The organism is Stygiolobus caldivivus (assembly GCF_019704315.1).
GTDB classification, from domain to species: domain Archaea; phylum Thermoproteota; class Thermoprotei_A; order Sulfolobales; family Sulfolobaceae; genus Stygiolobus; species Stygiolobus caldivivus.
Map to the genome: position 1 here is coordinate 755,246 of NZ_AP024597.1, position 19,436 is coordinate 774,681.

Genomic DNA, 19,436 nt, shown 5'->3' on the forward strand with positions numbered 1-19,436 from the left:
GTGTATTTATGCCACTAAGACCAGGTAGGTGTTACAGGCATTTCTCAGGTCCAGCTTATACCAGAAAGGAGTACATACCCGGTGTACCAATGCCGAAGATAACAAAGTTCACAATGGGAAATCCAAATAATGATTATGACTATGAGTTAAGGTTAGTAAGTAGTGAGGTAGGACAAATAAGGCATAACGCGTTAGAAGCTGCGCGTGTCTTAGCATTAAAATACCTAACAAAGAAACTGACTACTGAACAGAACTTCTTCCTCGTAGTTACGAAATACCCCCACCACGTAATAAGGGAGAACAAGATGATGGCCTTTGCAGGAGCAGATAGGCTTCAGGACGGTATGAGGTTATCGTTTGGGAAACCAATAGGTACCGCAGCAAGGGTTGAAAGGCTAGGTGACGTAATAATGTTCGTTAAGGTCAAAAAAGAACACGTAGAGGCCGCTAAACAAGCACTTAAAATGGCACAGTCTAAAATTTCTATAAGGACAAAGATTGAAATTGTGCCACTGAAAAAAGAGGCACCAGCACAGTGAATTATGATTTTGAAATCGGCAAGACTTTGGAAGAGATAAAAAATAGACATGCAAAGAGAGTCCTTTTGCAATTCCCTGAGGGATTAAAACCTTTTTCTATCAAAGTCGTAAGCGAACTGAGGGAAAAATTACCGGATGTAGAGTTTATAGTGTCTACGGAGCCAAGTTGGGGAGCATGTGATGTTGCTGAAGACGAAGCCACTACCCTTAAAGTCGATTTAATAATACATTATGGTCATACCCCATATACTTGGTATTACCCGAAATTTCCTACCGTGTTTATTGAGGTTAGGAGTAACCTCACTATCTCCGATGAGCAAGTTAGAGATTTAGTTTCAATCCTTAGAGATAAATACGGTGCCAGAAAGCTGTCTCTAACAGCTACTATACAACACGTACAATTAATTAAGGTCTTAAAGTCTAAACTCAACGAATTTCAAGTCCTCGTCGGAAAACCGTCTTCACCTTTTATGTACGACGGTCAGGTCTTAGGGTGTGACTATAAATCGGCTCAAAACGTTGAAGCTGACGTATATTTGAACATATCGGGCGGCCTTTTTCACGCATTAGGAGTAGGCCTAGCTACTGGAAAACCTATAATAAAAGTTGACCCTTATACCGGTAAAAATGAGGACTTAACAGATGAAGTATATAAAATACTGAAAGTAAGGTATGGAAAGATAATGAAGGCGTTAGATGCTAGGACGTGGGTCATAATCCAAGGTGTAAAGACGGGGCAAAACAGGCCCTTAATGGTGAAATACTTTGAGAAGAAGCTCACTGAGAGGGGATATAAAGTGTACGTTATTTCAAACCGTTCTTTAAGTAAGGACACGTTGAGGAATATTGATAATAGTGAGGTCGACGTATTTATGGTGACGTCATGCCCTAGGTTACCGATAGATGACTTATACGACTATGAGAAGCCCGTACTCACACCCGGTGAAGCGAAAATGATTATTAGTGGCAACCTGGATAAATACATATTCCCTTGGTGAAAATTGATGCTGAGAAGACAAGGAGAAATTTTGCTTCCGGGCGATGAGCTAAACGTAATCGAGGAATTTATTCCCGGTGAGGGTACATACGACTTTAACGGTGTAGTATATTCCAGCGTAGTAGGGAAGGCGTTTTACGACATGATAAACAGGAAAGTCAACTCGATAGCGTTTAAGCGACCTGGGGTAACCACGATAAAAAAGGCTAAATACGTTTTGGGTGTCGTTACTGGGTTGAGGGAAGACTCGGCATTAGTAAATATTTACAGTATTGAAGACAAGCAGACTGAGCCAATAACGGCTTATTTGCATATTTCTCAGATTTCCAATAAGTATCTAAATAACATCGGTGAAGCTGTAAAAGTGGGTGATATAATTAGGGCGAAACCCCTAAACTCAACAATTCCGATTGCGTTAACGGTAAAACAAAGGGATTTAGGTGTAGTATATTCTAGGTGTTCTATATGCGGTACTAAAATGGTGAAACAAGACGAAGAACATTTAAGATGTCCGAACTGTGGTAACATTGAACCGAGAAAAATAGCACTTTTACAGGTGAAGAAAGGTGGAAGTTAAAATATTGAAAGAAACGGACGAATACTTAGAAATACAGTTAGACGGAGAAGACCACACGTTAGGGAACCTGCTGAAAGGAATGCTCCTAATGGTACCCGGAGTGAAGTTTGCTTCCTATACACAGCCTCACCCCTTGATAGACAGTATAATAATAAAGACAATGACTGATGGGAGTATAAAACCCAGAGACGCTCTAAAGAAAGCAATAGAACTAGCTGAAAACTATGCAAATAAATTTATTGATGAGGTTAAGAGTGTTGAAAAAGGAAACTAGAAAAGCTGTACTTTCATCATATAATGACAAGTTATACGCTATTTGTATTTTTAGAAATTTTTTCTAGAGAAAATTTTCTTCGGTAGTACTAAGGAAGAAGTAATGGGAGTCTTCAATTCATCGAGTGTAAAGGAGGAAGTGAAAGCTTTTGTAAATTCTGGGGAAGAGGTCCAAATTTGCAACTCCTTAGTCGAGCAAATTGGAAGAAAATTAAATAAACTATGGAGTAACTAGCTATTTCTATTGGTGACTCTTTTATGAAGTTCTGTCCCAAGTGTGGTTCTATAATGGTTCCTAAAAAGGACGGAGGTAAAACGGTATATAAATGCTCTAAATGCGGATATGAGGAGTCTGCGGGACAACAGTCGGTAAAGATCACTACGACAGTAAAGCATTCAATTAAGGAGAAGACTTTGATATTAGAAAGCGACGTCCCGCCGACAGGTGCACAGTTAACAAAAGGAGTATCGTGTCCAGCATGCGGTAATGATGAGGCTTATTTCTGGATGTTGCAGACGAGAAGAGCAGATGAACCCCCTACAAGGTTTTATAAGTGTGCTAAATGCGGAAAAGTATGGCGTGAATACGAGTAACTCAACCTTCATGGACCGAAACTCTAAGCTGGTGGCTCCTAGGGAATTCATCATCAAAAATTCTTTTTAACAGCATTTTTAGGTCTTTAAAAGTTACTCTTTCGTAAGTGGCTTTCTTAAACCCACTTTCGACTACCTTAAATGAGTCAGTATCCTCCTTAACTATCTCGACCCACCTATCCCCTTTAAAGCTCTCTACCCTTAGGGCCTTACCTACTTCAAGTTTACCTAACTGACCTAAAACTAACTTATCCGCAGACTTTGCCGAAATCCAAGGCATAATCAATATCCTCAGAATTTGCATTAATAGCTTTTAACATAATGGGTTTAGGGGTAGGAGTCCCTACCTTGACGGATAGCTCCCTCATAAGGACATTTTATACTTCTAGGTTTTTTAACCTCGGCTGTAAGACCTGGGTCGTAACCTGGGAACCGGGTGCCTTAAACTTGCAGAGAGGGAAACCCTCCGTAACCACTCTACCACACGGACATTAGAGAACGGTTCTGATCGGTGGGGCCTCCGCCATGTGTGCGGTTGGTCTGGGAGGCAGGAAATCTCGGTCACGAGGTAGAGATACGCCCGTCCGTGAGGGCGGAAGTATTTCACTGTGATTGGGAGCTCAGTATTCCATAACTGATTACTAACTGTCCTCAGTTTTTTACTAACGTGAGAGTTCTAGGGTTTCATGGTAGTTCTTCTTTTGTATCAAAAATAGATGTTAAGGATAAAGCGAACAGTACTCTTAATCGGACTAATCCTATATTTAATACACCGAAAAAGCTTTAAGTAATGTGAGACTCTTCAATTATGAGCTATGGACCCGTAGCTCAGCCAGGATAGAGCGCCGGCCTTCTAACAGGCCGGGAAGCTAGCCGGTGGTCCCGGGTTCGAATCCCGGCGGGTCCGCTATACCCCCCACTTAAAATTTAAACTAAAACTCACTTTTAGACCTAGATTAGTTAAGTCAATATATGTTTAGATAAAATGACGTATACCCAGTTATATTCGACTGGCGTAAAGAGGAAAGACTACTGGTTGGTGAAAGTTATTACTAATGTCGTAGAGGCTGATCATTATTAGTATAGATACACCAGATAAGACTAACCTAAATTCGTTGAAACTATTTTGTAACGGCTAAACCACCAGGCTAATAAACATTAGTAGTAATTAATCTGGAGCTAATTATTTAAAAATAATTAATTTCATACAGTTATTTATTATATTTTATATTTACGTTTTATATTGTTTTTGCTTCAATTAATTTAACGGTCTTTAGATAGATTTTGGCAAAAGTTTAAAAAGAAACTTAGGTAGATAACTAATCGTAATGTTCCACGTTTGGATAATAAATATTGGTATTGTAATTATTTCATTGTTTATAGCAATTCTGTTGTCTTACGAGCTCATAAGTACGAGAAGTGCTGTAAAGAGTAAGCTTACATCCATGCTTTTAGGTTTAGGAGTTATCCTGATTTTACAAGAACTGCTGTTATTAGGCTCGTTTATGATGTGGTCATCAGATTCCGACCCAATGTATGTATACCCCTCACTCGGAATAGCAGTTTTAAGCTTGCTAGGTCTCTTAATTATATATTTAATAGTAAAATTGTAAAACTTCTTTAACTCCTATAATGGAAGCCCTATTATAAGGCTCAACACATATCCTGCAAGTATAAAAGGGATTACGGGCACTCCCCAGACGACCCAAATTTCATCGTCCTCTTTTATAATCCCTTTTTCTATGTATTCCTGAAATTTTTTCCTCCATTCTGCATCATCCTCGTCTACTGAAAAAGAAGTCCTTATTGAGACTGTACCGTCCTCGTTTACCTGAGTCAGAGGGAATAAAAACTTAGAGTCCAGGAATTGCCTGACTGTTATCTTCTTTCCTGAAATTAAGAGGCTTAACTTAGTGGAAAAAGGTAAATTTCTTTCCACTTTCCCTATATTCCTCAATAAGTTCATTATTGCAGAAATACCTATCAGCAGAGACGCGTAAAGGACTATAACTAAAGGTTCTATCCCCAATTCGGAAAACCTGGGGAAAAAGATAGGGTAGACAGCTGCGTTACTCAAAGACAATATTATAGATAGAAATAGATCCGCACCACCCATCAACGCTAGCCTGTAAAAAACGTAGATTAGTACATTAGTTGTCACCACGGAGTAGATATATAGTAACGGGATTACGTGCCTGTAGTCAAAATAAAGGAAAATTATCAGAGGAGAGTAGATTAACCATATCTTTAGATCTACTTCTCTTGTTTTAATGTCAAGGATCGAAGTATGGACTAACATAACTAGTGTTAACGCGACCTGAAGTACATATATAATGTTCACGGCAGGAAGCCCTCCTCACACAGCCCTCTGCGAGGCAGTCAGAGGGCTAGATACCCCACACTGTAATCATTTGAAAACCTATATTTAACTCTAATTCTAGTTTGTCCTCCTTCAGGGACGAAGGGTTTTTAGCATTGTGTTAACCTTGACGGAAAAAGCGGGGAGGCTATATAGAAGAGCTTTAAAAAGGGGAATGGGCACTTGTTCGGTAGGTTATACATTTATAATTATAACCTTATACTCTACTTAGACAGATGGGAGTTACAAAAACCTGCGAACCTCCCAGTCACTTGGTCGGACTATCGTAAATTTTAGTTACTCTAAAATTTTATATCGCTTAAACTCTTTATACCTAAATAGCCATGTTTGAACTCAGTAAGGAATTAGAAGAATATAGGAGTAAAATTAGAGAATATGCTCAGAAGACAGTTAGAGAATATGCAAAACAAATGGACGAAACAAATGATGGAGGAGATAAGATACTTAAAGATTTAGCTGAGATGAACCTACTGGGAATGAAGGAGCCTACTAAATACGGCGGATTAGGGCTCGGAGAAGTAGCATTCGCTATTGCCACTGAGGAGCTCGGAGCGGAAAGCGGAGGAGCTTCCCACTCTTTGCACACTCAACACAACGCCTTACAGCTCTTAATTTCTATAGCTGGAGATGCAGCCCAAGAGTGGATAGAGAAAGGAGTCAAAGCCAAGGAGATATATGCGGTAGCACTCACTGAGCCACAAGCAGGTTCTGACTTAGGTGCACTACAGACTACCGCTAAACCTGATGGAAATGAATTAGTCTTGAACGGCGAGAAGATATTTACTAGTGCGGCATCATTCTCTACAAAGATGGTAGTGCTAGCGAGGACTAGCGGAAACCCCGGGGACAGGCAAGGTATATCCCTCCTTATGGTAGACTCTAAGTTGCCTGGAGTGGAAATCCATAAACTCGATTTAATGGGAATCAGGGGGGCAGGTGTCTCATATGTTAAGTTTAATAATGTTAGGATACCTAAGGACAGTATAATAGGGAAAGAGGGCGACGCTTACAGAGGAGCATTAAAGGCGTTAATGATAGGTAGGAATGGGTATGCAGGTATAGCTGTCGGGATAGCGAGAGGGGCCCTAGACGAGGCAATATTAAGGGCTCAGTCCAGGAAACAGTTTGGTAAGCCTATAATTGAACAAGAGTGGATCGGTTTTAACTTAGCTGATGCATATATAAAAGTAGAAGCCGCAAGACTCCTAACCTGGAGAGCCGCATCAATGTTTGATAAAGGTCTTGAGGCTCTGACAGAAGCGTCAATGGCAAAATACTATGCAGCCACGACTTCAACGGAGGTGACCAGATTAGCCCTCCACATATTTGGTGGACACGGACTGAATAGAGGCTCTAAGGTGGAAAGGTTATATAGAGATGCTAAGATTATGGAGATAGCTGAGGGAACTAATGAAATGCAGTTAGTAGCTGTATCAAGGTTGTTCCAACCAAAGAAATAAACACGTATAATACGACGAAATTAACTAGAAGTATAGGGAGCGAATATTTAATAAATTCAAAGAAATTAAAACTTTTTCCTCCTCTTATTTCTGATGCCTCCGAGATAATTACGTTACTTGCGGCTCCTAAGATAGTAAAGTTGCCAGCTATAGTACTCCCAGCGGCTAAAGCTAGCCAATTAATTGTGGTCCCTACTCCTAACTGCATTATCTCGGGTATGTAGATCGCCACCAAGGGGACGTTACTAAGCACCTGACTAAGGGCAACGCTTGAGACCATAATGGTTAAGACGTTAGTGGGCGGGGGTATAAAATGGTAAAGTAAGTCTATTACACCTCCTCTGAACAAGCCTTCAGTGAAAATGAAGAGCCCTATGAAAAAAAGTATAGTACTCCAATCAATTCTCTGTATAATGTTCCTCCTTTCTCTGGCGACCAGTAATAAAAGAGAAGAAGTAATCAGAGACCCTAAGACTATGTCTATTCTAATAGTACTTAATATTAAGAATAATACGACTGTCATTATTAATAAAGATAACGATAAATAAGCTAATTTTCTGTCTTTAATTTCTACGGGTCTAATCTCGTCAATAACTGCATCTTTGACCTTATCCTTGAAGAGTAAAAGTAAAATAAAATAAGATAATACTAGGTTAACGAATGTAGGTATTGCGAGGACTCCTATAAAGGCTAAGTAGGATACGTGTGCTTCAAGTAAGATTAACAAGTTTTGCGGGTTTCCAGTGGGCATCATTACACTACCTATAGTAACTCCGAATGCAAGAGTGTAAAGAAACGGTAATTCGTCTATTTTCATTGCCTTAGAAGCTTCTAGTATGACTGGTGTCCAGCTGGAAGCTATCCCGTCATTTGTTACAAGGTTTGATAACAATCCAGAATAAAGTAATATAAAGAAAAGTACCTTTTTAGGGTGTCTATACGTAATGATTAACTTATATGCCAAATACCTAAGAAAGCCTGATAATTCTAGAGCAGAGGAAAAAGTAAATATTGTTATCAGGAATATTATTACATCGAGGTTTATGCTAGAATATGCTTGGTTAACACTAATTACCCCGGTAACGATCATTAGCACCCCTCCGAAGAACATAGACGCCCAAGGAGGTACTTTTGTAATACTTCTAAATGCTATCATCAGATAAGTGAAAATAGCTATTAATAGAGCTACTAACTCCACAGTGAATATAAAGGGCACAAGGATAATGAAATTAAGCCCGACATCTTTTAGGCTTAACTTCCTTAAGCTGAGATATCGTGAAGATATTCCTAGGTCAGACCTTTATAGTAGCTGGACTAACTATGCTTTCCCTCCTTTATCCCATCTCACTTTTTGACGAAACCCATTCAACAGCTCTATTAGGGTTGAGTATAACGCTAAATAACCTAGCAGTAGCTATAGGTTCTTACGTGTGGGGCGTATTACTGGATAAAAGTAGAGAGAGGTATTTATATGCGTTATTACTTCCGCTAAGCGGTCTCTTAACCTCCTTTATAATTTTCAGGACTCCATTTGGACTTGTGGGGTATTCATTAGTAGGGTTCTTTTCCGCGCTGGACTCTCCGCTTTACTCGGTCATTCTTCTAGAACAAATAGCTCCTGAAATGCTCGTTGTGGGCAACTCAAGGTTATCTCAACTTTCATTGGCAGGGAACATAACAGGTAGTCTATTAGGTGCGTTGTTCCCTCATTTTGAAGTACCTTTCGTATTATTTGGGCTGGGAGCACTAGTGAACTCTATAGCTATCCCCAAATATAAAGGGGATATAAGGGAAGATAGGGTAGAAAGGATAAAAGAATTTAAGGTAATGCTCAAACCTCTAATTTCATTTTCTATGTTCAACTTATCGGCTGAGGTATTCTACGTAATGTTTATACCTCTCCTTACTATATATAGGTTGCCTTCATGGACTTACTTCTTTTCTTACACGGTTCTCTACATAACTGATGAGTATGTCTACTATAAGTCCCCGCAAATGGTCAGGGATAACGAACTATATTATACATTTATAATAATTTTCCTCCGTTCATCTATAGTTTTAACTTTAGGGCTACTGGTTTTCGCTTCTATCAATTTATCGTTCGGTATAATGCCAATATTTTTAGCTTTTGGTTCATCGTATCCCTTATATAGTACTGCGTTTTTCTCGTTAATGTTTAAAAACTTAAGTAAAAATAGGGGGGCTATAATCGGTCTCTTTAATGCCGGAGAAAACTTGGCAAGCGCAGGGGGTAGTATTTTATCAGCTTTTGTGAACCCCCACTCTATATCACAAGCGTATTTCATAAGTTTCTTCGGGTTTGTTATATCGTTCTTCTTATTTTACGACTATATAACTAGTGTGAAAGTAGTTTCTTCCTCCTAGCTAAAGCCTCCTCAAATACTTTCTTTTCGTTTTCATTCTGAGGAAGATGAGGCTTTAACCTTACCGGCTTGCCTGAGTTATCTATCCTCACGTAATTGAAATATGCTGTAGTGACGTGTTCTTTGTTCATATTTTCTGGGTCTATACGGATCACGTTTATCATTGTTTCTAAGGACGTATTACCAACGTAACTTATACCAGCCCTAATTTCTAAGATATCACCCAACCTTACTGGTGTGTAAAAGCTCATGCTGTTAGCTGATACTGTAACAACCGTATCTCCTTTACCGTATCCTTCATAACCTATATAGTTTAAACTAAGTGCTCCCCCCATATCGTCCATGACTTTTAACATCTTTCCTGCTGAGATGATCTTACCGTTATAAGTCATATCTGGCGTTACGTATATTGTAGAAACTAGTCTGTTTGAGAGACCTTCCGTGGGGTCATTAACATTATAACGCAATGAATTATCTATCTTCCTACTTTTTCTCCTGCTTACAGCCGTCTCATATTTCTTTCTTTCCTCATCGCTTACGGGATATATTTTACTATTCACGACAGTAGGTCTTAGTAGGTCGTCTACCTTAACATATACCCCAGTAGCTTCAACTAAAGTCTCTTGGCCTCTTACTGCCCTCATGCTTACCTCCATAGAGGTATTGCCGACGTATTGTGTTTCAGCTTCGACTGTAATTATATCACCTAAAAGGATAGGTTTTTTAAAGACTACGTCGTCGAGCGAAGCTAGGACAGCCAGTCCTTTAGATACTTTCATAGCCGAAAGCATCCCTATATCGACAAGGAAGTTGAGCATATCGCCCCCATGTAGTCTTCCCATATAGTTAGTGTGTTCATAATGTATTACTTTGATCGCCGTGACTTTAGTATCAGAGATTTTTAAAGACTGCATCGGTAATCTCATCTACTACTTTTGAGTACCTCTTATCAATTTTACTATAGTCCAATACGTAATCTCTCAGTTGGTCGAGGATCTCCTTCCAGTTATTTCTTACTATTTTTGCGACATCGTCTGGTAAACTATCCAATTCAACTCTCTTTTCTGATGCAGAGAAGAAAGGCAAATACTCGTCTTCAGAAAGGCTTATAATTGCTAGCCCCCGTCTGTCGAGTACATATTCATGAGTCCCTTTTTTAGCTAAAGATATCCCTATATCATCAGATGGGGGGATTAATTTCATAACTACTTTTAAAAAATCTATTACAGACACTTTATCGCCTTTAATCTTCATTTTTTTGATAGCTGATATCAGTTCCTCCATTTTACGTCGCCTTTGATAAATCGTAATGCCCAAGAGGTGGTGGAACCGGGACTTTTATCTTTACCTTTCCCTCTCTTAGCCAAGGAGATATGAGATAGGCTATGCCGTTCTTCTCCCAACTTAACGTCTTAGCCTCACTCCTAGACAACCCCATCATTTCCGCTACTTCAGGTTTAATCCTGAAGATAACCTTAGTATTTGCGAGCTGGACTATAATGTCCGATAAGTCTGCTGGGTTATGGGTCGAGAATATGAAACCGATCTTTCTCCTCCTGCCTAACCTCATCATCATAGCTATCTTGCCTGCTACTCTCCTGACATAATTAGCGTCTTCTTCTCCCCCTTTTACGGAAGGGAAGAACTTATGCGCTTCATCTATAATCAAGACTAACCTGTCCTTCAATATACCGCTCTTCATTTGTTTCTCCCTGACTTCAAAGATTTTGTCGAGCATATAGTAAGTCAAGATCTTTTGTGAGAAATCATCTATTTCACTGTTATATAAGTCTAATATGAGTAGTTTTTTATTATTGTTTAGAAGTAGGTCTGTGATCGGGACCCTCTCCGCTCCTACATCGAACATGCCCGTCTCCTTAAGCAAGTACAACCCCCTCAGGATATTCTCCTTGGTGCTCTTATGTATGCTTATGTGCTCTAGGTCTTCCTTTTCAAACCCCTCAATTAAATCCGAAAGTGACTCATACTTCTTACCTTCCCTTTTCATTAAGATCTTGAGGAACTGTGTGGCTTGTTCTGAGAAGTAAGGGTTCAGTTTAGGTAATACCCTCCTTACCTCTTTGAACCTGAAATAAAAAGGGTAGATCTCGGTTTCTGACCTCCACTCACTGTTTGATATAACTATCCTCCCCTTATCTACCGAGATATAAAACGTATAACCCTTTTTCTCTAAATATTTGACTATTGGTTCAACATAAATTTTGTAATACGCTGTAGTAATAGAGAGGAGGTCTTTTTTCCCGTTAGTGTATTTCTTAAGCCACCGCCTAGTTACTGGATATATTATGCCTAGGTCTACCCCGGTCATCTTGGAATATAAAGACTCAAACATCGCTACGCTTTGCTTTACAGTCTTATTACTTTTATCAGGAGGTAAGAAAATGTGGTAATAGTCACCGGTAGCGTCGAATACGAAGGCTTTAGTATCATCAGTGGCCTTATAAATGCCTGCTATGAGGTCTTTGACGAAAGAGGTTTTCCCGGCTCCGGTAGTGCCCAGTAATAGCATGTGGTAGTTTAGGTCGTCTAGACTTACCCCTACTTTTACGTTACTTGTGGGGTTATCAAGATAACCTAATTTTAATAGACCCCTGTTAGTGTCTAGAGACCTTTCGATTATTTCGGGTTGTGGTATTATGACTGGAGACTGTGGCTCGATCACTATATCAGCAGCTTCCGGTTCAGTGGATTCGAGCACGTTTACTTTCGTAAGCATCTCGCATTTTACTACCACGTTAGATACGAGTGAACCAGGTTCTTCCTCTCCGGTATCATTTGATGATATTATGGGGGAATCCGAAAAGAGGAGGGAAGAGACATCACTCCTCTCATACCCTACTACCCTAAGTAGTACGAAATACAAGGACTTTATATCAATAGCCCCGAGTAATACCCCAATTTTCCCTAAAAAAGGGTATTTGTAATAGGTCGATGCATCGACTATGACATTTGTGATATAATTTTCTTCATCAACTCTGCTAGGTATACTCCTTGCAACCCTCCCTACTATTACCCCTAACGTTATTGCTAAAGCCTTAGCCTTTTCGATCTTGTCCTTAATAGTATTAGATATGTCCTCAGACAACATTTAGCACCTCAAATTTACCTCTAAAGCTTTCTTGTAGGCCGATACGTTCTAATGAGAAGGCGATATAACGTAAAATCCCAGAAGATAGCTCTTTAGCCGTTTTATCGGCGAGCGCGAGTACCGTAGGTATACCATCAATCGTGAACTTTTGTGAAGCAACTAAGTTAACTCCGTCCCGGTTAAAGGACTCTATTCTTAAGAAGGAGAACTTAGGAACGTATCTATGAACAGGGTAAACGAGATAATTAACGTAAATTTTAACCCCTTGGGCTATTTCTTTTATCAGGGGGCCTACAGTCAGTACTGGATAGGGTGGATTAAAATTAAACCTTACAAGCTGAAACAGAAATGCTTCATCCGATATAAACCCCCTGGGGTCTACTTTGTACTTCACGGAAATTTCCTTAGCTCTGGAAGCTAGCGACTTAACTAGGAGGTCTGATTTATCTAGCCTTTTTACAATTCCTATGTAATTGGAATCTAAGACTTTGAGCCTTTCATTTGTAAGTGCCTTCTTTACTTTTTCTGGTAAGAATGTATATGAAGGGAATAAGGGGCCATCTACGATAATTACTCCTTGTCCTTTTAGCTTTTTCAACGCCTCGGTCTCTAGTATAGCCCTCAGCTCTGTCTCCACCCTTTCAGGTTCCGAAATAGATTGAAAAGGAGTACCATCTAAGGAAACTGTTGTAACATATTTCGAAGAATATAAATACGCGTTAATACCCTTGGAAAAAGACGAAGAAGCAAGTGCAACAAACGGTTTATCTAAATCTAAGTTTCTTATCCCAAAAAGCCCCGGATAAGCACCGTATAAGGGTTTTGATAATGAAGAGACGCCTAAAGTAACTATACTTATTATTCCCCCTGCCGATGTAATACTCCTACTACTCCCGTCTACCGCTAATACTTCTCTACTTACTTTGCTAGGTGTTACCTCATTTATAAGGTCGTTAGATACTAGAGTTGCAGGGCTCTCACTTAAAGATGGGTCTATATTATAGATACTAAAGTATTCCCTGATGTATTTTTGTATTACTTCGTCGAGTATTACAATGAGCTCATTAGTATTACTCATGCTTTGATAAACTTGATTAACGAAATATTTAAATATGGCGTATTACTCACGGGTATTACCCCTTCTTAATCTCTCATTAACTTCCTTATCGCTACGATAACCGGGTCCCATACTCTCGATATTGCCGGGAGATAGCCCATCTCTATGAAGAACGTATCCTCGATAGTAAAACCCTTCATTATAGCTGCAGCCATCATGTCTATCCTCCCTAAGACTTCTTCCTCCCCTACAATTTGGGCTCCCAGAACCCTCTTGGTATCTTCATCAGCAATAACTTTAACGTGGATATCCTTCGCACCCGGATAGTATCTGGCCCTAGTCTTACCTGAAATAGTTGCAGATACTGGGTGGAAGCCGTATTTTCTGGCTTCCTCCTCTTGTAGCCCTACTCTCCCGACAAAGTATTCCTTGTATTTGGTTATCTGGGTGTTGACGACTCCGGGGAACTTCATTGGCTCTCCTCCTATATTACTCCCCGCTACATAACCCATCTTATTTGCCACCGGAGCAAACGGGACCCAATACGGTTTACCCGTCACTATATTTACACTCTCAGTATTATCTCCAGCTGAGTAGACTTCTCTATAATTAGTACGCATATATTCATCAACTTTTATTGCACCAGTTTCGCCTAGTAGTAATTTTCCTTTAACGAGTTCTGTGTTTGGTTCTACTCCTACAGCAACTATTGTACCTTCCACTTCGTATTTTCCTTTATCTGTAACTATTGTCCTTCCCCCTTGTTTTATCTCCTTTACTGCTTCTCCTATTTTAACCTCTACGTCTCTAGAAACTCTGTCGGTTATTATTTTTCCTAGTTCCGCATCTAAGGTCTTATTGAGTAAGTATTTACCATGGTGGATTAGGATCACTTTTTTACCCCTTTCCGATAAAGCCTCGGCCGCCTCTACTCCTAAAATCCCCCCTCCAATAATTGCTATCGTGTTCAGAGACCATAACTTCTGTCTGAGGGTCACGGCCTCGGCTGGGTGGTGCATATAAAATACTCTGTCTTCACCTTCAGTTGGTAACCTTTTGGGCTTTGAACCGGTACTTATAACAAGGTAATCGTATTCACTCTTTGTTTTACCGTACTTTCCTTCCGCGTACACTATGCGTGAATTTAAGTCTATTTCCGTAACCTTCGTATTTGTTCTGACGTTTATTTTTCTGTTTTCAATAAAAAACTCCGGAGTGTAGGTCATAAATAGTTCTTCATTATCGAACAGACCTTCTACAAAATAAGGTATTCCGCAAGGTGCATGGCTTACCATCTTTGTGGCTTCGAATACTTCTATTTCCATCTGCGGTTTTAGCCTCCTAGCTTTGCTTGACGCGCTCATCCCAGCTGCTCCGCCACCTATTACAATGAGTTTCTCCATACTATCTATTTTGTAAAGAAAGACCTTTTTATACTGTGATTGTAATATCAATTATGGAGAAGGCTCTACTCTTCGATAATTTAATTAAAAAGTTAGACGAGTTAAGTTCTACATCACTGTCTTTTAATGAGAATGAGGTTGTGAAGTTTCTAAAAACTGAGACTAAAAAACAAAGGGACTTACTAAAGCAATTTGAAGATTCTATATCTGCTCAGAAGTGGGACGAGGCATTAGCCAGCTTTATACTCTTGACGCAGAGGGTTAACATAATATTTATTTATATATTTCAACCAGCCAATATTTCCTTATTAACTTCAGACAGTAAGGTCTCCCCATATATAGAAGAGTATCTCTCACTTGCTTCACTCGTAATATCCTCAAGTATCCTAGAATTAAGACCAAATCTTAAAAAGATAGGAGTTGAAAGCATAAACGCTTCAATATCCGCAAACCCACCATCCCTTAGCGTGAGTATGGTGGTTAAGAGTGAATAACCCTTATGAAAAGTGGGTCAATTTTTTCTCAGAAGCTATAAAGGCTGAAGTCCCAGAAATAGGGAAATCAGAAAAAATAGCTTATTTCGGGATAGGAGGAAGTGGAATACCAGGTGAGGCGCTGAAGCTACTAAACTTACCAGTTCATTATGAGGTATTTAGGGGGTATAAGGTAAGGGTAGACGAAAAGACGACAGTTTTTGCAGTCAGTTACTCCGGTAACACTACGGAGACCCTTGTAGCATTAAAGGAAGCTGAAAGACTAGGAGTAAGGAAAATAGCAATAATTACCGGAGGGGGGAAGATACTAGAACTCGCGAAGTCCAAAGGTTACCCCGTCTTACTATTACCTAATGGCCTTCAGACTAGATATGTATTTCCGTTTATTTTTACCTTTTTAGTTAAGCTACTTAACGTAACTTTGGGAAAAATTTACAATGAGGTCGAATTACTGGAAGGAGTTAAGGAAAGTCTCAGCAAGGTAGACGGTCTTTCGTCCCAACTAGCCTCAGAAATCAAGGGTAAAATTCCAGTCTTTTACGCCTCGGAACTATTGCCTATAGCCGAGAGGTTTAAACAAGAGGTTAATGAAAATGCAAAATACCCTGCATTTTTCTCCCAATTACCGGAGGCAAACCACAACGAAATCGAACTTTACTCTGAGGCTTACCCCTTTAAATTCCAGCCCATAGTTATCCCGTCAGATGCGGTAGACGAGAAGACCGCGGAACTGATAGGTGCAGTTATCGTAAGGCCTTTTTACTCGTCACCCTTAAAACTAATCTCAAGTATGTTTTTGTTAGCCGGTTTCACTTCGGTAAGACTGGCGGACTTGCTCGGTGTAAAGCCAGAGCAACTAAGGTTAATCCCGAAAATAAGGGAAATGACTTATAAAGTACTCGAGAGTGAGCTCAAATGATAAGGATATATAACACTATGGGTAGAAAAGTGGAGGAGCTTAACACTGTAGAGCCTGACACTGTAAAAATGTACGTCTGTGGCCCTACAGTGTACGATTATGTGCATATTGGTCACGGGAGGACCTTTGTCGCATTCGATGCTATGTTGAGGTACCTAAAGCTAAAGGGCTATAATGTCATCAGGGTTCAGAATATTACAGATATTGATGACAAAATAATAAAAAGGGCTAACGAGACCGGTAGGGACTGGACGGAAATCGTAGATTTTTATATGAAGGACTATTTAGACTCACTCTCACAGCTAAAAGTAGAAATAGACCAGCACCCTAGAGTATCGACCCATATAAAGGAAATAATAGAATTTATTAACGGACTTATCGAGAAGGGAAACGCATATGTGGCCCAGAGCGGCAGTGTATACTTTGATGTAGAGAGTTTCCCCAGTTACGGGTTATTATCGGGGACCAGAAAGGAGGAATGGAACCAAGGCGAAGAGTTCGTAAAGGAGAAAAGACACCCTTACGATTTTGCCCTATGGAAAGCATGGAAACCTGGGGAGCCTTATTGGGAGTCCCCTTGGGGTAAGGGTAGGCCGGGTTGGCATATAGAATGTTCCACTATGTCTACGAGGTACCTCGGGGATCAGTTTGACATACACGGAGGAGGCGTAGACTTAGTATTCCCGCACCACGAAAATGAACGGGCCCAATCCGAGGCACTGTTGGGTAAAACTTGGGTAAGGTATTGGGTTCACGTATCGTATCTGACCATTAATAAAGAGAAGATGAGCAAATCTTTAAAGAATATCATACCCTTGAACGAGGCGATTAAAAAATGGGGAGTGAACACTCTTAGGTATTGGTACCTAACCGCTAAATATAGGAATACTATCGATTTCAGTGAAGATTCTTTGGCTCAAGCCTCGTCAGCGCTTCAGAGGCTAAAAGATGCAATGAGTATAATAAGGGGGGTCATTAAGAGCGGCCCTAAGTATTATTCTAATGATGAGCAAGTAAAAACTCAGAGGAAGATAATCTGGTTGATTCAAAAATTTCATGAATCTTTGAGTGATGATTTTGATACCGCAACAGCTTTATCACAAGTCCACGAAATAGCAACTATAGTTTTTAATGACCTACAGTCTTCCGAAGATTTCATGGGTGCTATGTTAGCGCTTGATGCCTTTAGGCAGTTCAATTATGTTTACGGGGTTATGGATGAGGAGTTTAACGCTGCCTATGAAAATTTGAATAAGGTCATTGACGCTGTAGTCGAGGTCAGAAATATCTTAAGGTCTAAGAAGATGTATGACCTAAGTGACCAGATTAGGGACGTACTTACTAGAGCGGGTGTTAGGTTACTAGACTCTAAGGACAAAACGACATGGAGGTTTGAATGAACCAGCTAGGCCTTATGGTTTCCTAATAGTAACCCGATGGGGGGGGGGGGACTAATAAACCTAAGAACTTACCCTTACTTATCCAAATTTTTTAAAGGAGCTTCATAGAAGCCATGGTAAATGCCCGCTATCATTAATGTGTGAGCATTTGATATTTTCACTCTCAGCCATTGAATTATCGTTATGAAAAAACATATTAAAATGCTCATCTCCACCATAAAAAGGCGCGGTTTTTAACCTTTTGTAAATACACATCTAAAAACTATTTATTCTACAATTTTTCTGGACTCTTACCTTGATACTAACCGGTTATTAAAATACGTACGACAAGTCCTGATCACTTCAAGATAGAGAATTTACAGGGGTACTAGCAAGAGATTTCAGAGCTAAGAAACTTTTTAGGGTTTTTAGTAAGGTTATGAATCACGCCGACGACTGAAATACTTCTCTGCCCATATCCTGATCAATTGGACACAAAAGGCTAGAAAATGGTGCAAGGGGTACCGATCCCTTTTGAGTAGAACGGTGTTGTGGTTATAAAAATAAAAGGTTAAAGGCATTTGGTAAAGTTAGAACTTTCTAAATCAGTCCTCTAACTTTCATAGCGTTTACCACTCTTTCCACTGCTAACGCCATAGCCGCCATCCTAAGGTCTTGGTCTCCTAACTTGTTAAACTCGTCATAAACACTGTTAAATGCTTTCTCCATCCTGGATATTATGAGTTTCTTAGCTTCTTCTTCCTCCATTATTTCACCCATTTTATTGTTAGCCCATTCTACATAACTACCTACTACACCTCCTGCATTAGCTAGTATGTCCGGTACGACTGGAATTCCTCTATTCTTCATTACTAAATCCGCATCAGCTGTTAGAGGACCGTTCGCCCCCTCTACTATCATTTTAGCCTTAACCTTATCCGCATTGAACTTATGTATAACGTTCTCTAATGCGGCGGGAATTAAAATATCGCATTCGGAAACCAACAGTTCGTCATTACTGACTTTTTTACCGCTAGGGTAATTTGTTACAGAACCGGTCCTCTCCTTTACTTCTAACGCCTTATTGACATCAATCCCATTAGGGTCTATAACTCCACCCTTAGAATCACTGACACCTATAATTTTTGCCCCCATCTCTTGGAGGAATTTTGCAGCAAAAGTACCTACATTACCGAAACCTTGAATTATTACTCTAGCCCCTTCTACTCCGCCTATGAACTTACTAGCTGCCTCTTTGGCAACTGTTGCAACACCTAGCCCCGTACTATAATTCCTGGTTATCAACCCCCCGAGTTCAACCGGTTTACCCGTAAACGTGGCGTAATCCACCTTTCCGGTAATCTTTATGTATTCATCTATAAACCAGGCCATAGTTTGAGGACTTGTGTTAACATCAGGTGCCGGTATATCAATATCACTACCTATATACTTGTAGAGTGCACCGACATACCTTCTTGACAACATTTCCAGTTCCTCTTTAGTTAATTTAGAGGGGTCTACTCTTATCCCGCCTTTTCCTCCTCCGTAAGGTAACAGTAATAAGGAGTTCTTCCATGTCATCATCATCGACAATGCTATTACCTCGTCTTGTGTCACATTGGGGTGGTACCTTATACCCCCTTTATACGGACCTAACGCACTGTTGTGTTGTGACCTCCAGCCTAAGAAAGTCCTTACCTTACCGTCTTTTCCCTTGACCTCTATTTTAACTTGTATTACCCTTTCAGGCTGGGACAGAGTCTCTAAAACGTCTTCGTGTAGTCCTAAAATTTCTCCTACTCTATATAGCTTTTTTACTTGTTGGTCATAAAGGTTTGAAGAAAGTGTAGCTTGAACAGTTTCTGTCATAA

The 19,436-nt window shown here is 39.9% G+C and carries 20 protein-coding genes and 1 tRNA gene; 12 read left to right on the forward strand and 9 right to left on the reverse strand.

The features are described 5' to 3' along the window. The first annotated feature begins 8 nt into the window (after window positions 1–8). From KN1_RS03835 to KN1_RS03855, 5 genes are all read left to right on the forward strand, one after another. Window positions 9–539: a 50S ribosomal protein L16 gene (locus KN1_RS03835; RefSeq protein WP_221289502.1), complete on the forward strand. Its 531-nt coding sequence runs from the start codon at window positions 9–11 to the stop codon at window positions 537–539. Next, on the forward strand, window positions 536–1,537 hold the full coding sequence (dph2, locus tag KN1_RS03840; RefSeq protein WP_221289503.1) for a diphthamide biosynthesis enzyme Dph2: 1,002 nt from the start codon (window positions 536–538) through the stop codon (window positions 1,535–1,537). Before KN1_RS03835 ends, dph2 begins: the two co-directional genes overlap by 4 nt. A 9-nt stretch (window positions 1,538–1,546) precedes the next feature. Beyond that, the gene (locus KN1_RS03845) at window positions 1,547–2,113 is read left to right on the forward strand and encodes an exosome complex RNA-binding protein Csl4 (protein WP_221290520.1); all 567 of its coding nucleotides are present in this window, start codon (window positions 1,547–1,549) and stop codon (window positions 2,111–2,113) included. Further along, window positions 2,103–2,387, forward strand: coding sequence for a DNA-directed RNA polymerase subunit L (locus tag KN1_RS03850; protein WP_221289504.1), 285 nt, complete (start codon window positions 2,103–2,105; stop codon window positions 2,385–2,387). The genes KN1_RS03845 and KN1_RS03850 overlap by 11 nt, the downstream gene beginning before the upstream one ends. 257 nt (window positions 2,388–2,644) lie before the next feature. Beyond that, window positions 2,645–2,980, forward strand: coding sequence for a transcription factor S (locus tag KN1_RS03855; protein ID WP_221289505.1), 336 nt, complete (start codon window positions 2,645–2,647; stop codon window positions 2,978–2,980). Between the two features lies 1 nt (window position 2,981). On the opposite strand, the gene KN1_RS03860 is transcribed toward KN1_RS03855, so the two are convergent. After that, window positions 2,982–3,260 (reverse strand): hypothetical protein, encoded by a 279-nt coding sequence (locus tag KN1_RS03860; RefSeq protein WP_221289506.1) that lies wholly within the window; start codon window positions 3,258–3,260, stop codon window positions 2,982–2,984. Window positions 3,261–3,797: 537 nt separating this feature from the next. On the opposite strand from KN1_RS03860, the gene KN1_RS03865 reads away from it, so the two are divergent. Beyond that, window positions 3,798–3,887 (forward strand) — tRNA-Arg (locus KN1_RS03865). 421 nt (window positions 3,888–4,308) lie between these two features. After that, entirely contained in the window at window positions 4,309–4,593 is a 285-nt protein-coding gene (locus KN1_RS03870) for a hypothetical protein (protein WP_221289507.1), read from the forward strand. 14 nt (window positions 4,594–4,607) lie between these two features. Here the strand turns inward: KN1_RS03870 and KN1_RS03875 are convergent, their stop codons facing one another. Then, window positions 4,608–5,321, reverse strand: a complete 714-nt coding sequence (locus tag KN1_RS03875) for an A24 family peptidase C-terminal domain-containing protein (protein WP_225905773.1) — start codon at window positions 5,319–5,321, stop codon at window positions 4,608–4,610. A gap of 362 nt (window positions 5,322–5,683) precedes the next feature. Between KN1_RS03875 and KN1_RS03880 the strand changes: the two genes are divergently transcribed. Next, window positions 5,684–6,820, forward strand: coding sequence for an acyl-CoA dehydrogenase family protein (locus KN1_RS03880; protein ID WP_221289508.1), 1,137 nt, complete (start codon window positions 5,684–5,686; stop codon window positions 6,818–6,820). Here KN1_RS03880 and KN1_RS03885 read toward each other — a convergent pair. After that, window positions 6,768–8,018, reverse strand: a complete 1,251-nt coding sequence (locus KN1_RS03885) for an ArsB/NhaD family transporter (protein ID WP_221289509.1) — start codon at window positions 8,016–8,018, stop codon at window positions 6,768–6,770. The genes KN1_RS03880 and KN1_RS03885 overlap by 53 nt on opposite strands. A 77-nt stretch (window positions 8,019–8,095) precedes the next feature. Here KN1_RS03885 and KN1_RS03890 point away from each other — a divergent pair, with 77 nt between their 5' ends. Continuing rightward, a complete protein-coding gene (locus tag KN1_RS03890; RefSeq protein ID WP_221289510.1) occupies window positions 8,096–9,205 on the forward strand; it encodes an MFS transporter in 1,110 nt (369 codons plus the stop codon). On the opposite strand, the gene KN1_RS03895 is transcribed toward KN1_RS03890, so the two are convergent. From KN1_RS03895 to KN1_RS03915, 5 genes are all read right to left on the reverse strand, one after another. After that, complete coding sequence (locus tag KN1_RS03895) at window positions 9,177–10,118, reverse strand: acyl-CoA thioesterase (RefSeq protein WP_221289511.1); 942 nt, start codon at window positions 10,116–10,118, stop codon at window positions 9,177–9,179. The two genes, KN1_RS03890 and KN1_RS03895, sit on opposite strands and share 29 nt — an antisense overlap. Further along, complete coding sequence (locus KN1_RS03900; RefSeq protein WP_221289512.1) at window positions 10,096–10,488, reverse strand: hypothetical protein; 393 nt, start codon at window positions 10,486–10,488, stop codon at window positions 10,096–10,098. Before KN1_RS03900 ends, KN1_RS03895 begins: the two co-directional genes overlap by 23 nt. Window position 10,489: 1 nt before the next feature. Next, window positions 10,490–12,310: an ATP-binding protein gene (locus KN1_RS03905; RefSeq protein ID WP_221290524.1), complete on the reverse strand. Its 1,821-nt coding sequence runs from the start codon at window positions 12,308–12,310 to the stop codon at window positions 10,490–10,492. Next, a complete protein-coding gene (locus tag KN1_RS03910; RefSeq protein WP_221289513.1) occupies window positions 12,303–13,391 on the reverse strand; it encodes a DNA double-strand break repair nuclease NurA in 1,089 nt (362 codons plus the stop codon). The genes KN1_RS03905 and KN1_RS03910 overlap by 8 nt, the downstream gene beginning before the upstream one ends. A gap of 65 nt (window positions 13,392–13,456) precedes the next feature. Further along, window positions 13,457–14,773, reverse strand: coding sequence for an FAD-dependent oxidoreductase (locus KN1_RS03915; RefSeq protein WP_221289514.1), 1,317 nt, complete (start codon window positions 14,771–14,773; stop codon window positions 13,457–13,459). Window positions 14,774–14,826: 53 nt separating this feature from the next. On the opposite strand from KN1_RS03915, the gene KN1_RS03920 reads away from it, so the two are divergent. The 3 genes from KN1_RS03920 to cysS are packed head-to-tail and all read left to right on the forward strand — an operon-like array spanning window position 14,827 to window position 17,586. Beyond that, window positions 14,827–15,267 carry a hypothetical protein gene (locus KN1_RS03920; protein WP_221289515.1) on the forward strand — a complete coding sequence of 147 codons (441 nt, stop codon included), beginning with the start codon at window positions 14,827–14,829 and terminating at the stop codon, window positions 15,265–15,267. Then, window positions 15,260–16,186 (forward strand): bifunctional phosphoglucose/phosphomannose isomerase, encoded by a 927-nt coding sequence (locus tag KN1_RS03925; protein ID WP_221289516.1) that lies wholly within the window; start codon window positions 15,260–15,262, stop codon window positions 16,184–16,186. The genes KN1_RS03920 and KN1_RS03925 overlap by 8 nt, the downstream gene beginning before the upstream one ends. Continuing rightward, complete coding sequence (cysS, locus tag KN1_RS03930) at window positions 16,183–17,586, forward strand: cysteine--tRNA ligase (protein WP_221289517.1); 1,404 nt, start codon at window positions 16,183–16,185, stop codon at window positions 17,584–17,586. Before KN1_RS03925 ends, cysS begins: the two co-directional genes overlap by 4 nt. 579 nt (window positions 17,587–18,165) lie before the next feature. Here the strand turns inward: cysS and KN1_RS03935 are convergent. Continuing rightward, the gene (locus KN1_RS03935; protein ID WP_221289518.1) at window positions 18,166–19,434 is read right to left on the reverse strand and encodes a Glu/Leu/Phe/Val family dehydrogenase; all 1,269 of its coding nucleotides are present in this window, start codon (window positions 19,432–19,434) and stop codon (window positions 18,166–18,168) included. Window positions 19,435–19,436 lie beyond the last annotated feature (2 nt).

Bases quoted from the DNA above. Each gene is read 5' to 3' on its own strand.
- KN1_RS03935 (WP_221289518.1), bottom strand. From the start codon at position 19,434: ATGACAGAAACTGTTCAAGCTACACTTTCTTCAAACCTTTATGACCAA.
- KN1_RS03870 (WP_221289507.1), top strand. From the start codon at position 4,309: ATGTTCCACGTTTGGATAATAAATATTGGTATTGTAATTATTTCATTG.
- KN1_RS03895 (WP_221289511.1), bottom strand. From the start codon at position 10,118: ATGCAGTCTTTAAAAATCTCTGATACTAAAGTCACGGCGATCAAAGTA.
- KN1_RS03900 (WP_221289512.1), bottom strand. From the start codon at position 10,488: ATGGAGGAACTGATATCAGCTATCAAAAAAATGAAGATTAAAGGCGAT.
- cysS (WP_221289517.1), top strand. From the start codon at position 16,183: ATGATAAGGATATATAACACTATGGGTAGAAAAGTGGAGGAGCTTAAC.
- KN1_RS03920 (WP_221289515.1), top strand. From the start codon at position 14,827: ATGGAGAAGGCTCTACTCTTCGATAATTTAATTAAAAAGTTAGACGAG.
- KN1_RS03860 (WP_221289506.1), bottom strand. From the start codon at position 3,260: ATGCCTTGGATTTCGGCAAAGTCTGCGGATAAGTTAGTTTTAGGTCAG.
- KN1_RS03855 (WP_221289505.1), top strand. From the start codon at position 2,645: ATGAAGTTCTGTCCCAAGTGTGGTTCTATAATGGTTCCTAAAAAGGAC.
- KN1_RS03915 (WP_221289514.1), bottom strand. From the start codon at position 14,773: ATGGAGAAACTCATTGTAATAGGTGGCGGAGCAGCTGGGATGAGCGCG.
- KN1_RS03910 (WP_221289513.1), bottom strand. From the start codon at position 13,391: ATGAGTAATACTAATGAGCTCATTGTAATACTCGACGAAGTAATACAA.
- KN1_RS03835 (WP_221289502.1), top strand. From the start codon at position 9: ATGCCACTAAGACCAGGTAGGTGTTACAGGCATTTCTCAGGTCCAGCT.
- KN1_RS03880 (WP_221289508.1), top strand. From the start codon at position 5,684: ATGTTTGAACTCAGTAAGGAATTAGAAGAATATAGGAGTAAAATTAGA.